This is a genomic window from Aliamphritea ceti (assembly GCF_024347215.1).
Classification (GTDB): domain Bacteria; phylum Pseudomonadota; class Gammaproteobacteria; order Pseudomonadales; family Balneatricaceae; genus Amphritea; species Amphritea ceti.
Genome location: NZ_AP025282.1, coordinates 2,648,906 through 2,664,033, shown reverse-complemented (window position 1 = coordinate 2,664,033; position 15,128 = coordinate 2,648,906). Strand labels below are relative to the sequence as shown.

Sequence of the window (15,128 nt, the reverse complement as noted above, 5' to 3'; positions counted from 1 at the left end):
TTTAGAGGCTAAGTATTTCTTTGCATTTCTCCCTCAACATCTCTCTGAATGCTATAACCGCTGGTGTGACTTGCTTCCTTCCCGGACATAACAAATACAGCTCGACCGGTGGTGACTGGTAGTCATCTAACAGTTGCACCAGCTTTCCGCTACGTAAGTCCGCTGATATATCTATTTCAGATCGATAAGCGACTCCCTTCCCTGCTACAGCCCAGCGTCTGACGATATCGGTATCGTTACTTATCCGGTTACTGCTTACTTTGATGCTGTGTTTACTTTCTGCATCCTTATATTCCCAGTGGTTAAACAGGCGGCCGTCCAGCCTGTATAGCAGGCAGTTATGTTGCCTTAATTCCTCTGGATGTGTCGGAGTTCCATGGGCTGCTAAATATTCAGGGGCTGCGCAGGTTACCCTGTTAATAGATGCGATATGAAAAGCAACCATTGTTGAGTCTTCAGGCTTGCCGTAACGAAGTGCTACATCAACCTGATCTAAAAAGAAGTTTGAGAGAGAGTCGCTGACATTAAGGTCTATCGTCAGTGAAGGATATTGATCCATCATTTCATCAACCCAGTTAAAGACTTGATTGCGGCCTAAGTCAGAAGACACTGAAAAGCGCAGTTCACCGCTTATTTCTCCTTGTGTTTCATGGGCTGACAGCACGCCGTGTTCCAGCGACTCTATTGCCTGACGGCAATGAAACAGGAATTTCTCCCCCTGGGAAGTAATCCGCAGCTGTCTCGTTGTTCTTATGAAGAGTGGTACATCTAATTGCTTTTCCAGACGTCTCAGCCCGAGGCTAGCTGCGGCGGTAGTGATCCCCAGCTGTTTAGCTGATTCAGTAATGCTGCCGGTTTCTGCAATGCGAATGAAAAGATTCAGATCTGAAATGTTCATTATTAAATATTTTTTAATAGTGTTTGTCTGATTGCTGTATTTTTAGTTTAAAGAATATTCTCAATAATGTCTGTATCAGTTTGAATCAGAGTGAATGGCCACGACTGATCACACTTACTTTGAATAACCGGAAGACATTCCTATGACTGAAACGAAAAACCTAAAAGCGCAGAGCTCACTTTCAAAAAAGGCTTATGAAGCACCTTCACAATTGTCTTCGCCCTCTTCTTCCAAAGGAGTAATTGTTAATCAGCTTTGTTTAGGTCAGCCGTTAGTTTTGAGTAACGGCACAGTGTTGAAAAACCGCATTGTTAAGTCAGCAATGTCTGATTCGCTTGGCGACGGCGCAGGTAATCCTACTGAGGCGCAAACACGGTTATATGAAAGGTGGGCTGAAGGCGGTATGGCACTATCCATAATTGGTGAGGTTCAGATTGACGCCCGCTTTCCGGAAAAACCTGGCAATCTGGTATTGGGTGAGCACTCAGATATTGATGCTTTACGTCAATTAACGAGTCGGGGAAGTGTTAACGGAGCACATATCTGGCCGCAAATTGGTCATGCAGGTGCTTTATCGCACGTACCTGTTTGCAGTAAGCCTAAAGGGCCATCTGAACTTAATATCGGCGACTTAAACACTGCTGAAATGTCATTAGCTGAAGTACAGAAATTACCTGAGACTTATGCAAAAGCCGCTGACATTGCCAAGCTTGCAGGATTTACCGGTATCCAAATTCATGCCGGGCATGGTTTTTTATTGAGCCAGTTTCTGTCACCACTATTTAACCACCGCAGTGATGAATACGGCGGTTCAGTTAAAGGCCGTAGCCGAATCATTGTTGAAATAATTACAAAAGTCCGTCAGGCCGTGGGCCCTGTATTCCCTATTGGTATCAAGGTAAACACTTCTGACTTGTTAGAAGGCGGACTAACTCAGGAAGATGCACTGGAAGTAATAGGTATTCTGGATGGCACTTCAGTCGATTTGATCGAGCTAAGTGGCGGTACTTACTTTCCTGGTGCTAAATCTAGCTCTGACAGTGTAAGTTCAGGCCCTTATTTTGTGGACTTCGCAGCTAAAGCCCGGCAAGTAACCAGTACTCCGTTGATAGCGACCGGAGGATTTAAAGCTCGCTATGAAGCTGTTGAGTCACTAAATAGTGGCGCCATTGATATGGTGGGTGTTGCCCGCGCAACGATACTGAATCCTTCTCTGGCTAATGAATGGCTGTCAGGCATCGGTGATCCTGTTTTCCCACGCTTTGAATCCGTTGTTCCCGGTGGTATTACCGCCTGGTACTCCATGCTGCTAACGGCGCTGGGTAATGATTGTGAGCAAAGGTTTTCATTAGATTTACCAACCGCTATCCGGGAATATGAAGCGCGTGATGCGTCTCGTACTATTAAATGGAAGGCCGCATTTTCCATTTAGCTGTAACAACAAACCTGTCTAAGAGCAGTATTGATCAGGGGCCAAGCACTGCTTTGAATTAAGATGAGTTATGCTGATCGAAAAGCCATTTACCTTAGTGTTCTTCATTGAATACGCAGATAAATGGCTAATTAGTGGCTGGATACGCCCTACTTCTTTTGTTTATTTAGCGCAGCTGACAGTGCTATTTCTCCGTTACCTGTATAGCCCTGGCTACGGGCTTCTATTTGAGGCAGCTCATACAGATAGTTAACCATCAGCCCCAATGACTGTTTCAGGCCTTTTTCTGACTGGTCTGCCAACCAGTTAATGCGGGCCAGCTGTGCACCATTTGTTAAATGGAAGTGTGCAACTGAGTCACGGGCAAAACGTTCGTAACGTGGATGTTTCGCCTGAGTGAAGTATGCCAGTGCCAGCGGTTTTATCTGTGCTTCAAGTGCTTCTTTTCCAGCCTCGTCTGCTTGTAACAGTTGCTGACGAAGTTGCTCAGAATTGCCGCTGAAGGCCAGTGTCTGCTGTTCTGCTTCACTTAGATTATCCAACCAGTCAGTAAAGCCTGGTACCGGTGAAAGAGTCGCAAATTGCTTTAATTGCGGGAAGTCGTGCTGTAGCTGATTTACTACCTGCTTGATAAGGAAGTTGCCCAGACTGATGCCCCGTAAGCCTTTCTGTGTGTTAGAGATAGAATAGAAAATGGCGCTGTCTGCCTGATTAAGATTGGCCAGAGGTGCGTCTTCGTCGAGCAGTGCCTGTACGTTCCCAGACATCCCTTCAACCAGTGCTACTTCAACAAATATCAGTGGTTCGTTAGGCATATTGGGGTGGAAAAATGCGAAGCAGCGCCGGTCGGAATCGAGACGGTTTTTTAGGTCGTTCCAGCTTTGTATTTCATGAACTGCTTCGTATTCAATCAGCTTTTCTAACAGGTCTGCACCAGAGTGCCAGGTGATCTCTTCAAGCTGCAACAAACCCACGTCAAACCAATTAGTTAGAAGGCGTTTTAAATCTTCTTCAAGAGGTTTTAAATGTAGATGCTGACGGCTTAATTTAAGCAGTTCTGCACGCATATCAACGAGGAACTTTACGCCTTCAGGCAGCTCGTTGAACTGACGTAACAATACCATGCGCGGAGGCTCTAGCTGCTGTCTGAGTTTCCGGGTAAGCGCCTGACGGCTATCGCTGTCGGCATCCTGCCAGGCCTGCATCAGTTCAGTTAATTTTTGCTCCTGAATATCGTATTTTTGGCACAGCAATGTAAAGAAAGTTACCCGGCCAGTTTCACTGAGTTCCAGATAACAGCGGCCAAGTTGTGCCGTACGGTTACGTGCAGCTACGTCACCTGCACCGTCGATGCAGGCATCGATCCAGGTAAGCAGCTGTTTGTGATCACTGGTTTCAAGATCCGGTGTTAGCGTAAGGCTGTCCAGGGAATCTTTATTGCCCAGTGCTTCCCGCCATAATGGCATCAGATGCTGAACGGTTTTTTGCCAGAGACTGCTTGGATTATCGAGCACGAATACTTCCTTATTCAGCCGGTTTGAGTTGAGCACGTAAAGCGTGCTTCTGAATTTTACCGGTTGCTGTTTTTGGCAGCGGGCCAAATATTACCCGCTTAGGTCGCTTAAAGCGTGCCATGTGTGTGCTGCAGAAATCAATTAATTCTGCTTCAGTGACCGCTTCTGCAGCGTCCCCGTTGAGACTGTTCAGCCCGTTTTCAAATTCCGCTTTGAGCTCAACAAATGCGCAAGGAACCTCACCCCAGGTATTATCGGGCATAGCAACAACTGCCGCCTCTCCTACTGCCGGATGCTTGTATAGCGTGTTTTCTACTTCAACTGAGGATATGTTTTCACCACCGGAAATAATCAGATCTTTAGAACGGTCTTTTATCTGGATATAGCCATCCGGATGCACAACTGCAAGATCACCACTATGGAACCAACCATCAGTAAATGCTTCTTCCGTTGCTTCAGGGTTATTCAGATAGCCCTTCATGCAGGTATTGCCGCGGATCAGTATTTCACCAATGCTGGTGCCATCGGCAGGCACCTGTAGCCCGCTGGCTGGGTCCCGGACTATTACCGCTTCTGTCATTGGGAAACGAACGCCCTGGCGGGATTTTAGTTCAGCCTGTGTGTCGTTATTTTCTGCTTCCCATGCTTGTTGCGGTGCAGCCTGAAGAATATGACCATAGGTTTCTGTCAGGCCATATACATGCATTACATCAAAGCCAAACTCGGTCATGCGGGCCAGAACCTGTGCCGGTGGTGGAGCGCCTGCTGTCATGACTTTAATGCTGCGGCTAAAGCGGATCTGTTGTTCTTCTGGTGCGTTTGCCAGCATATTAAGAATGATAGGCGCCCCACCAAAATGACTGATCTGATGCTGCTCAACCAGTCGGAACAGCAAACCTGGTTCAAATGCCCGCATGCAGATAACCGTGCCGGTAACCGCCGCCATTGTCCATGCATGTCCCCAGCCATTACAGTGGAACATCGGGACGCAATACAGATAGCGGGGATGATTCGGTAAATTCCAACCGATGACAGTGCCCATACTCATCAAGTAAGAGCCCCGGTGGTGATACACCACGCCTTTTGGTCTGCCAGTAGTACCTGAGGTGTAATTAAGCGCTATTGCCTGCCATTCATCTGCTGGCGGCTGCCAGTTGAAATCAGGACTGCCATTACTGATCAGTGATTCATAGTTCAGGTGAGGCAAATCAACGTTCGGACGTTCGCTGGCAGCTGGGTCATCAACAATGATCAGTTGTGGCCGGGACTCCGCATGCTCAAGTGCTGCTTTGTATACCGGAAACAGTTGCCGGTCGACAATGGCAACCCTGACTTTACCGTGATCCAGAATGTAACCAACGGTTTCAGCATCAAGTCGGGTATTGATCGTATTGATGACACCGCCGGTCATTGGAACTGAGAAATGGCATTCGAACATTTCCGGTGTATTAAACGCTAATACCGCAACTGTGTCGCCAAGACCCACTCCTACTTCTGTGAGGCTGGATGCCATGCGGTTGCAACGGTCCCGGGTTTGTTGCCATGTATAGATTTTATCGCCGTATATAACAGCTTCATGATCTGGATAGACATCAGCACTGCGATGCAGAAACGAAATGGGTGACAGGCTGACATGGTTTGCAGCATTTGCGGACAGCGCCTGATAATCTGCGTGCATCGTATTGCTCCTTAAACCTTTTTTCAGGATGGTCCGGGGATGGCACTGCCACTTAATAATCTGCAGTGCCGCTATCCCGGGTTAACGCTTAGTTACGGATGCTGCTGCCACTGCCCAGCATGCTGTCAATTCTGGCCCGTGTTTGCGGGGTTTTAACCAGCCTTAGAAATGCCCTGCGTTCGGCATCAAACAAGTCCTGCTCACTGTGTAAGGTACTTGCTGTACAGTTTCCGCCAGTCAGAATGCCGGCAATTTCACTGCCAACAACAACATCATGTGGGTATAACTGACCTTCATCTCTGGCTTTTACCAGCCACTCACACATGGCGGTATAGACTGGCTCACCTGATAGAGGAATAGCTTCTCTTGGTGGTGCTTTCTGTACCTGATCAAGCGTTTTAAGTGCCTGATTAAGAAGACGGTCACGGTTCATCAGCCAGCCATCCTGCTCCCGTAGCATCGCCAGTTTTTTACTGATAATCGGAGAGGTGCCGGTACGGCCATAGCCAAGATTCATGAAGGCTTTCCAGCTGGCAGTATCAATGTCGCCGTATTTCTCAAGGTTGCGGTACAGAGTTTCTTTACAACCGCCGCCGCCAGGCACTACACCTACAAGCGATTCAACTAAACCTGTAACAGAGTTTGCATGGCCGATAACCTGATCAGCATGTAATACCACCTCAAAACCGCCGCCAATTGATAGCCCGGAAGGTGCCGCAATAACGGGCAATGGACTATTACGCATTGCCAGAACGACTTGCTGAAAATGATTCAGAAAATCATCTAATCCCTGATAGTCTTCTGCCTGATAATAGGTTTGTACCGCACCAAGATTTACCCCGCAGGAGAAATGCTGTGCATCATTGTGGATGATGACTCCGCGTAAGCCTCGGGCTTCGGCTTGCTGGATCGCATCCTGCAGAATAATCATAGAGTCGCCGTCTAAAGCATTGGCTTTGCTGTGAAATTCAACAATGGCTGCATCATCAACAATGAACCAGCTAGCCATGGCATTACTATTCTGTGCCTGCAATGTGCGACGCAACTCGGAGAAACGTAACACCCCTTCAGCGCGTTCAATTGCCGGATAGCTGCCATCAGCACGGCGGGCACAAAGCTTTTTATCAAGTACAGTGTAGAACTGATCGCCACGGGCTTGCTGAAGCAGTGCAGGCACTTCGCGGCCTTCCGCTTCAAGACGGCTAACAAAACGCTCTGTGCCTATCTGATCTAGTAATTCAAATGGCCCCTGAACCCAGTTATAACCAAGTTTCATGGCATCATCGACAGGTACAATGTCATCCCCTACTTCCGGGATCAGAGACGCTGCATAACATAAAGTACGTGACAGAACCTGCCAGGCATAACGGCCATAATGGCTGTCATCGTCGAGCAATACCTGAATGCCTTGCGCTTCGGCTTTTTGAGCCAGCGGTAATTCAAGACGCTGATATGGCTGATATGTATTGGTTTTAAGATCAAGTACTTCACGGGTAAACACTTCATTAGAAGTCACGTCCGGATTATCCGTCGGCACATCACGGAAGAAGCCCTGGCCATTTTTATTACCGGTTTGACCGTTCGCAATCATGCGGGTCATTAACGGAATTTCAGCGGCGACATTATGGAAGTCATCACCGGCGGGTAAAATATTCACCAGGCTCTTCACTACGTCTGACATCAGATCTATACCGATCAGATCATACAGGCCAAACACACCGGTTTTAGGTATCCCCATCGGGCGCCCAAATAACGCATCAGCTTCTGCCGGACTTAGTCCCATTTCAAATCCAGTATGCAATGCACACTGAATAGCAAATACACCTACCCGGTTGCCCAGGAATCCAGGGGTATCTGCGCAATGCACCACGCCTTTACCTAGTTGCTGGTCACAGAATGCATCCAGCTGCTGCATTATTTCATCACGGGTATGTTCGCCACGCACCAGTTCAAGTAGCCGCATAAAGCGAACCGGATTGAAGAAATGTGTGATCGCAAAACGCTCACAGAATGACTCCGGCATGCCTTGTGTAAGCAGGCTTATAGGAATCGTTGAAGTGTTCGAGGTAATGATGGCATCGTCACGGCAAACATCATTAATACGGCGATATAAATCCTGTTTAATGTCGAGCCGTTCAACGACTGCTTCTGCGATCCAGTCGCAATCAGCCAGCTGGTCAAAGTCATCACGTATGTTGCCTAAGTGAATATTCTCCGCTGCAGCATCGCTCATCAGGCCTGGGGCATCAGGGTCCTGTAAGCGTTGCATGCCGCGTTCTGCCAACGCATTAACCTGTTCGCCTTCTGATGCGAGATCCAGTAACCAGACCTCAATACCGGCATTAGCCACCTGACCGGCAATGCCAGCCCCCATAGTACCTGCACCAATAACTGCGACTTTTTTGAATGTAGATGTAGACATAATATTTCTCTTATCCGGTGATCAGCAGTTACAGGCTGGTAAAGAATTGTTTCATTGCGTCCAGGCAGGCCTTTGGCGCTTCAATAGGTAGCATGTGTCCGGCTTCAATACGTACCGGAGCAGCATTCAGGCTTTTAGCCAATTCAGTGCCAGTTCTGTAAGGGGTCATACGATCCTGGCTGGCCAGAATAACCAGCGTCGGGCAGTCAATATCTGTCGCCCGGGCAGCGCCCTGGCTATAGTCGTTACATGCCTGTAGGTCTTCAGCTAATGGGTTAGCAGCCATAATTTGGCGACCAACAGCAATCGGCTGTACGCCGGGTACAGCGCTGTAACCCATTTGAGTTGCCTGACCAAAACCCCATTGCAGCATCATATCCGCAGCTTTCATTGGTGCTTCGCGGGCCGTGTCGATAAGTGCCGGATTCACCGGAATAGCTGCGGCAGTGCCAATTGCAGTTAGTGATAACAGGCGGTTTTTTAATTTGGCAGCAGCTTCCAGTGCAACCAGGAATCCCTGCGAATGACCTACTAAATGAAGTTTTTCAACCCCGGCAGCTTCGAGTGCATCGATCAGCCAGGCAGCCATAGCCTCAATACTGGTTAGCGGCTCTCCGCCAGATAAGCTGTGACCAGGAAAGTCGGGGGCGAATACACTGTAACCGTGAAATGCGAACCAGCGTGCCTGCAAAGCCCAGCAACGATGATCCAGACCGCTGCCATGCAGGAATACCACGCAAGGCTGCTCTGGGTTAAATGGTTTGCCGCCGGTGGCTATAAATACATCTTGCTGATTAACTGAAATCCGCATGTTTATGCCTCCTGCTGCTTTTGCCAGGCTTTGTTAGCGGCCTTAAGCCCCAGAGCAAAGTCCGCACAAATATCACGAATAGATTCAATACCCACAGATACACGGATCATATCAGGGCCAATGCCTGCTTTAAGCATTGCTTCATCGTCTAAACGGGAGTGAGTGGTGCTGGCTGGGTGCAGTACTAAGGTGCGGGCATCACCAACATTCGCCAGATTTGACGATAGCTGTAACGCATCAATGAAAGCGGCACCGCAGGCCCTGCCACCTTTCACGCCGAAACACAGCATAGAACCGGCACCGTTCGGGAACAGCTCAGTGGCAACGTTATGCGTAGGATTAGACTCAAGATCAGGATGATTCACCCAGGCAACATTTTCCTGCTGTTGCAACCATTCAGTTAACTGTTTAGCGTTTTCAACATGTTGTTTCATTCGCAAGTTAAGGGTTTCTATACCCTGCAACAGTAAGAAGGCATTATGTGGACTCATGGCCGCGCCAAAATCACGCATCGCCTCTGCCCGTATACGCATGGTCAGTGCTGCCGGGCCAAACTCCTCCCAGAAATTAATACCATGAAAAGGCTCGTAAGGTTCCGTCAGTGTGCTGAAACGGCCACTGGCTGCCCAGTCGAATTTACCGCCATCAACAATAGCGCCGCCAATAGCTGTACCATGGCCACCAATCCATTTAGTCAGTGAATGCACCACTATATCCGCACCGTGCTCCAGTGGACGACATAAGCTTGGGGTAGCAAAGGTGGCATCTACGACTAGTGGAACACCATGCTGATGGGCCACTTCCGATATTTTAGGCAGATCCGAAACTTCCAGACCCGGATTACCAATAGATTCGCAAAAAACCAGTTTGGTATTGCTCTGGATTGCATTAGCGACGGCCTGGCTGTCGTTGATATCAACAAAAGTGACATCAATCGCGAAGCGTTTCAGGGTGTGCTTGAGCAAAGTAACAGTTGAACCATAAATCTGACCTGCACTGACAATATGATCCCCTGCCGAACAGAGAGAAACGAAGCTGACGAAAAGTGCGCTCATGCCTGAAGCAGTACAAACTGCGCCTGTGCCACCTTCCAGTGCAGCAACACGTTGCTCAAGGACTGCGACAGTCGGGTTAGTTATTCGGCTGTAAATATGCCCGCCCTGTTCGACATTGAACAATGCTGATGCAGCATCAACGCTTTCGAATACATAAGAGGTCGTCTGATAGATAGGCACGGCCCGTGAACCATGTTCCGGTTCAGGCTGATAGCCGGCATGCAGGGCGATTGTGTCAGCCCCCAGATACGACGATCGGTTGTTTTGCTTACTCATTAAACTGGCTTCCCTGAAACTGGTTTTGACTGATTAGCCTCATGAGCAATCAGTCCTAAGTCATTAAAGTTAAATGGCAATCTGCTCAATACTACTGTCTGAACACCGGCATCGCTATTCACCGTTAGGCTCACGTCAGTTTCCAGTGCAACATTACTGCAACGCGCCATTGCCAGAGTGACCCCATAACGGGGTGACCAGGCGTAAGATGTGATTTCACCCACGCATAACTCCTGCATATAAACACCCATTGCAGTGAAGCTCTGCTGACCCTGACACACCAGGCCAACTAACTGGTGGCGTGGTGTACTGTTACGCAATGCATCTATGCTGAGACTGTTGATGTCTGCAGTCAGGCTAACGTATTTATTTAGTCCGCATTCCAGTGGCGTATCGCCGTAATCCATGTCGTTACCAAAAGACAATAAACCACTTTCGATACGTTCGATCAGGTTGGGGCAGCCGGGTGCTACCTGTAAGTCTTCGCCTTTGGAAAACAATTCATCCCAGAGAATACCGCCCATTTCGCTGTCATTTACATAGATTTCGAAACCGCCCTGCTTGCTCCAGCCAGAGCGGGCAACCAGCATTTTGGTGCCCCTGTAATCCAGGTTACGATAGTTGAAGAAACGAATATCTCTAACGTGCTCGCCAAATATCCTGGTCATTAGTTCTTCAGCTTTTGGGCCCTGAACTGCCAGTGGCCATACTTCCGGTTCACACACCTCAACATCGAGCTGCATACCAATGGCGATGCCTTTTGCCAATAGCTTGACGTCGCTGTCGGCAATAGAAAGCCACCAGTGGCTGTCACTGTGCTTAATTGCAATGGGATCATTGATGAGCATGCCTTTCTCATCACATATAGGCAGATAAAAACACTGCCCGGCACGTGCGCTACTCAGATCACGGGGAGTCATCAGCTGGATCAGCTTTTCTGCGTCAGGTCCGGTTATCTCGACCTGACGTTCACAGGATACATCCCAAACCTGCACATGCTCACATAAGTGCCAGTAATCTTCTTCAACACCCTTAAAGGCTGTTGGTAAAAGCATATGGTTGTAAACGGTATACGCTTTTACCCCCATAGCTTCGACACGGCTGGTAAAAGGCGTACTGCGGGTACGTCGGGAAACGGCTAGCGCTGGCATCATGGCTGCGTCCTGAAATGTTAAGTTTATTGTTGTTTGAGTTTGACTAAGATTAGCCGTGATTAACGGGTTGTCTCAAACGAATTAGTTAAACCCTCAGACTCAACTAAAGTTATGACTGGATAATTTATGGAATGTTAGCTTAGGTTACCTATATAGTGTTGCTGTACATTCAGTTACTTATTTGAGACGGCTAACTATGAACCCGCATCCCCCCTTACATTGGCTACGCACCTTTGCTTATGCCGCTCAGCATAAGAGTTTTACTAAGTCGGCTCAGTCAATGAATCTTACTCAGGCGGCAGTCAGCAAGCAGATGCGGGCACTTGAGCAGGCACTCAATCAGCCGTTATTTAATCGTGAGGCGCATGGCATCAGTCTTACTGAGCTGGGTGAACGCTATCTGGTTGAAGTACAGGCGGCACTCAGTACGTTGGATGGTGCCACTGAAGATCTGTTTGGCCTACGCCAGCGGGGCGTACTGCAGCTACGGGTTAATATCAGCTTTGCTCACTGGGTACTGAGTCAGCGACTTTCAGGCTTATATGAGCGTCTGCCAGATTTACAGATGGAAATGACCCATACGGTATGGGATGTGAACCGCGAACCAGTGGGCGGCGATATTGATATTCGTTATGGTATTGGCCCCTGGAAAGGATTCAGTGCAATGCGACTTACCCGTGATGAACTCTTTCCTGCTACCGGTAAAAACATTCAGAATCCTCAGGATCTGCCACTTATTAATGTGCTGGGATATCGCTCTGGCTGGCAATGGTACGCAAAACAGACCGGACAGCCGGAGTTATTAAAACGTCAGCAACGTTCTGTCGATAATTCAATTATTGCTTATCAGATGGCGGCACAGGGGTTAGGCATTGTGCTGGCGCGCAGCAGTTTTATGGAACACGAATTAGCCAGTGCTTCATTGCAGGATTTAGACTTACCCCGCTGCCCTACTGAAGAAGGATTTTTTGCCTTATGCTCAAGCAGTGCTCAGCTCCCCCCGTCTGGCCGTGAAGTATGGCGCTGGCTGGCAGACCAGTTTGAAGATATTTAAATGATCTTAAACGTATCACTGCGAAATGGATTCTTGTTCGCATTGCCACTTAGCAAAAAATTATATGACAGTGTCATGAAGTTATTATTTTAGCTTTAGTCTTAGCTTTTAACTGGTATATACCAGATGTATGATAGTCCATTAATGTTATGGTTTTGACTAATTCTGGATAAATAACTGTGATTAAAAATGTCTTACTGATTACCGCTGACCAATGGCGTGGCGCCTGTTTTTCTGCATTAAACCATCCGGTTGTGAAGACGCCAAATTTAGACCGGTTAGCGCAGGAAGGCGTGATGTTTACTCAACACTATTCACAGGCGACCCCTTGTAGCCCTTCCAGAGCATCGATCCATACCGGTATGTATCAGCATAATCATCGGGTATGTCGTAACGGAACCCCTCTTGATCAACGCTTTACAAACATAGCATTGGAAGCACGTAAGCAGGGCTTTAAACCCGTGCTGTTTGGTTATACAGATACCGCATTAGATCCGGATACCCTGGCTGCAGGCTCGCCTGAGTTTCGCAGTTATGAAACTGTACTTCCGGGTTACGATACAGAAGAGCTATTAATAGAAAAGCCAGATAACTGGTTTGCCTGGCTGGCGAAGCAAGGAGTGGCTGTACCTGCAATTGAGGACTTTCACAGCATATATAAACCGCAAAAAAATGCCGCTGATTTTGATCGGGGTGCCAGTTACGGTACGCCCTGTTACACCGCCGACCAGACAGAAACTGCATTCCTTCGTGAGCGTGCTGAAGAATATATAACCCAGCAGGCCAGCAATCCCTGGTTTATTCATTTGTCCTGGATTAAGCCTCATCCCCCCTTTGTAGCACCTGAACCTTATAACAGTATGTATGATCCTGCAGATGTTGATATGCCCCTACGGCAATCAAATATTGAGCAGGAGAAGCAGCAGCACCCCTATCTGAACTTCTATCTAAATAACATGCAGAATCTTAATCGTTACTGGAATGTGATGGACGGTAAAGGTCTTGGGCCGGATATGTCGGAGAAAGATTTACGACAGCTTCGTGCTACTTACTACGGTCTGATAAGTGAAGTAGACGCTCAGTTTGGCAAGCTTTATACGTTCCTGTCTGAACAGGATCTACTGGGAAATACGCTGATTGTTTTCTGCAGTGACCACGGTGAACAGCTGGGTGATCATTATCTCTCAGATAAACAGGGCTTTTTTGATCAGTCATATCATATTCCGCTCATCATCAGAGTTCCTGGTACTGAATGGGATGCTGCCCGTGGTCAGCAAATCACTCAGTTCACCGAAAATATCGATATCATGCCGACGATACTGGATATGCTGGGTTCAGCAATACCACTACAATGTGATGGTTATAGTTTACGGCCCTTTCTGGAAAGGCAATTTTTCGAAGGCAATTCTGATATGAGCTGGAGATCTGCTGCTCATTGGGAACATGACTACAGAGATATTTTACTGGGTGATCCTGAATCAAAACTGGGGCTAAACCTGGATGAATGCAGCTTGGCAGTAATTCGTGATAACGATTACAAGTACGTGCATTTTAATCAGTTACCGCCGCTACTCTTTGATATGCAGGCAGATCCGGCCGAGTTGAATAATTTGGCGGATAACCCGGAATATACTCAAATAACACTTAAATACGCCCAGAAGATGCTTAGCTGGCGGATGAGTAGCAACGAGCGAACATTGACTGGCTGGCATTATCACGCTGATGGACCATCTTACCGGCCTGATGATAAACGGGGAAATCTGAAGCGTTAAACAACAGGCATCAGTAATACTGTCTGTTAAGTAAACTGCTGTTTACGCTTCGATGCAGCCTTACCAGGGACGGATAGGCACACTTGAAATACTGTTTTTAGGCGAGCCTTCCACTAATTTATCTGAATACACCAGATAAATAAGCACGTTACGTTTCTGGTCCAGAAAACGCACTACCTGCATGCTCTTAAACAGGATTGACGTTTTCTGCTTAAATACCCTCTCACCATTGTTCAGATCAGCTGGCAACGTTATTGGTCCAACCTGCCGGCAAGCGATTGATGCATCGGATGTGTCTTCAGCCAGGCCTAAGCTGCCGCTTATGCCACCTGTTTTGGCCCTGCTTAAGTGGCAGGTTACGCCTGGTATTCTTGGGTCATCAAAAGCTTCAATGACAATTTTGTGATTGGCGCCAAACATTTTGAAAACAGTATCTACGCTGCCAATTTCTTCAGCATGAAGGCTTGAAGCAGATAATAATCCACCTAGCAGTGCACCTGTTACCACAGGTAAAGGGTTTAGAAATCGCATAGGGTTATATCCCACAATTAAATTCAGATGTTGCCAGTTAGCTAAACTGTTGATGCTATTTCGTTCAGAATATGATTTTGCTATAGCTGGCGCGTTCGATGTCTGTCACTTCAACGCTAAGTGATACTTTTGTAAGCCCGGAGTCTTTCAGATACAGGTGAACCCCAGTCATTACACGCAGAGAAAGGTCTTTACGCTGCTCTACGCTACGGCCATCAAGAATTTTGAGTTGGATATGCAACTGAGAGTGATCGATTTCTCCTACTCGCTGAGCGTCCAGCGTGATGACGCGAACTTTAATATCGTCAGCAGTAAACAATTCACTGGATAGTGCAGCATCAAAGCAATGCTGCATCAGTTCTTGCTGGTTACAGCGCTGCAAAATGTCCTGGCTGCATTCCAATATGCAATGAGGCATTGAGGTCAGTCCTTATGATTTCAAAGAGCCGGCATGATAACAGTTAAGGTCATAAAAAACCCGGAGAGCTAAAAGCTGTCCGGGTTATCCTGGGTATTGAACCAGTTTTGAAA

At 47.7% G+C, this 15,128-nt stretch carries 12 protein-coding genes; 3 read left to right on the top strand and 9 right to left on the bottom strand.

Features of this window, described 5'->3' with window-relative positions; translation table 11 throughout:
* Nucleotide 1: 1 nt before the first annotated feature.
* A complete protein-coding gene (locus OCU49_RS12025; RefSeq protein WP_261840813.1) occupies nt 2–898 on the bottom strand; it encodes a LysR family transcriptional regulator in 897 nt (298 codons plus the stop codon).
* 142 nt (nt 899–1,040) lie between these two features.
* On the opposite strand from OCU49_RS12025, the gene OCU49_RS12020 reads away from it, so the two are divergent.
* Complete coding sequence (locus OCU49_RS12020; protein ID WP_261840812.1) at nt 1,041–2,330, top strand: NADH:flavin oxidoreductase/NADH oxidase family protein; 1,290 nt, start codon at nt 1,041–1,043, stop codon at nt 2,328–2,330.
* 149 nt (nt 2,331–2,479) lie between these two features.
* Here the strand turns inward: OCU49_RS12020 and OCU49_RS12015 are convergent, their stop codons facing one another.
* From OCU49_RS12015 to OCU49_RS11990, 6 genes are all read right to left on the bottom strand, one after another.
* On the bottom strand, nt 2,480–3,844 hold the full coding sequence (locus OCU49_RS12015; protein WP_261840811.1) for a malonyl-CoA decarboxylase: 1,365 nt from the start codon (nt 3,842–3,844) through the stop codon (nt 2,480–2,482).
* A 10-nt stretch (nt 3,845–3,854) separates the two neighbouring features.
* Nucleotides 3,855–5,522 carry an AMP-binding protein gene (locus OCU49_RS12010; RefSeq protein WP_261840810.1) on the bottom strand — a complete coding sequence of 556 codons (1,668 nt, stop codon included), beginning with the start codon at nt 5,520–5,522 and terminating at the stop codon, nt 3,855–3,857.
* An 88-nt stretch (nt 5,523–5,610) separates the two neighbouring features.
* Nucleotides 5,611–7,944: a 3-hydroxyacyl-CoA dehydrogenase/enoyl-CoA hydratase family protein gene (locus OCU49_RS12005; RefSeq protein ID WP_261840809.1), complete on the bottom strand. Its 2,334-nt coding sequence runs from the start codon at nt 7,942–7,944 to the stop codon at nt 5,611–5,613.
* A 28-nt stretch (nt 7,945–7,972) separates the two neighbouring features.
* Nucleotides 7,973–8,755, bottom strand: coding sequence for an alpha/beta fold hydrolase (locus OCU49_RS12000; RefSeq protein WP_261840808.1), 783 nt, complete (start codon nt 8,753–8,755; stop codon nt 7,973–7,975).
* 2 nt (nt 8,756–8,757) lie between these two features.
* Nucleotides 8,758–10,086, bottom strand: coding sequence for an O-acetylhomoserine aminocarboxypropyltransferase (locus tag OCU49_RS11995; protein WP_261840807.1), 1,329 nt, complete (start codon nt 10,084–10,086; stop codon nt 8,758–8,760).
* On the bottom strand, nt 10,086–11,240 hold the full coding sequence (locus OCU49_RS11990; RefSeq protein ID WP_261840806.1) for a dimethylsulfoniopropionate demethylase: 1,155 nt from the start codon (nt 11,238–11,240) through the stop codon (nt 10,086–10,088). Before OCU49_RS11990 ends, OCU49_RS11995 begins: the two co-directional genes overlap by 1 nt.
* A gap of 196 nt (nt 11,241–11,436) precedes the next feature.
* Between OCU49_RS11990 and OCU49_RS11985 the strand changes: the two genes are divergently transcribed.
* Together OCU49_RS11985 and OCU49_RS11980 are read left to right on the top strand one after the other, a co-directional pair.
* Nucleotides 11,437–12,294 carry a LysR family transcriptional regulator gene (locus OCU49_RS11985; protein ID WP_261840805.1) on the top strand — a complete coding sequence of 286 codons (858 nt, stop codon included), beginning with the start codon at nt 11,437–11,439 and terminating at the stop codon, nt 12,292–12,294.
* 179 nt (nt 12,295–12,473) lie between these two features.
* Nucleotides 12,474–14,066 (top strand): alkaline phosphatase family protein, encoded by a 1,593-nt coding sequence (locus tag OCU49_RS11980; RefSeq protein ID WP_261840804.1) that lies wholly within the window; start codon nt 12,474–12,476, stop codon nt 14,064–14,066.
* A 60-nt stretch (nt 14,067–14,126) separates the two neighbouring features.
* Here OCU49_RS11980 and OCU49_RS11975 read toward each other — a convergent pair whose 3' ends face one another.
* Together OCU49_RS11975 and OCU49_RS11970 are read right to left on the bottom strand one after the other, a co-directional pair.
* Nucleotides 14,127–14,597 (bottom strand): CreA family protein, encoded by a 471-nt coding sequence (locus OCU49_RS11975; RefSeq protein ID WP_261840803.1) that lies wholly within the window; start codon nt 14,595–14,597, stop codon nt 14,127–14,129.
* Between the two features lie 64 nt (nt 14,598–14,661).
* Nucleotides 14,662–15,015, bottom strand: coding sequence for a 5-carboxymethyl-2-hydroxymuconate Delta-isomerase (locus OCU49_RS11970; RefSeq protein WP_261840802.1), 354 nt, complete (start codon nt 15,013–15,015; stop codon nt 14,662–14,664).
* Between the last annotated feature and the right edge of the window lie 113 nt (nt 15,016–15,128).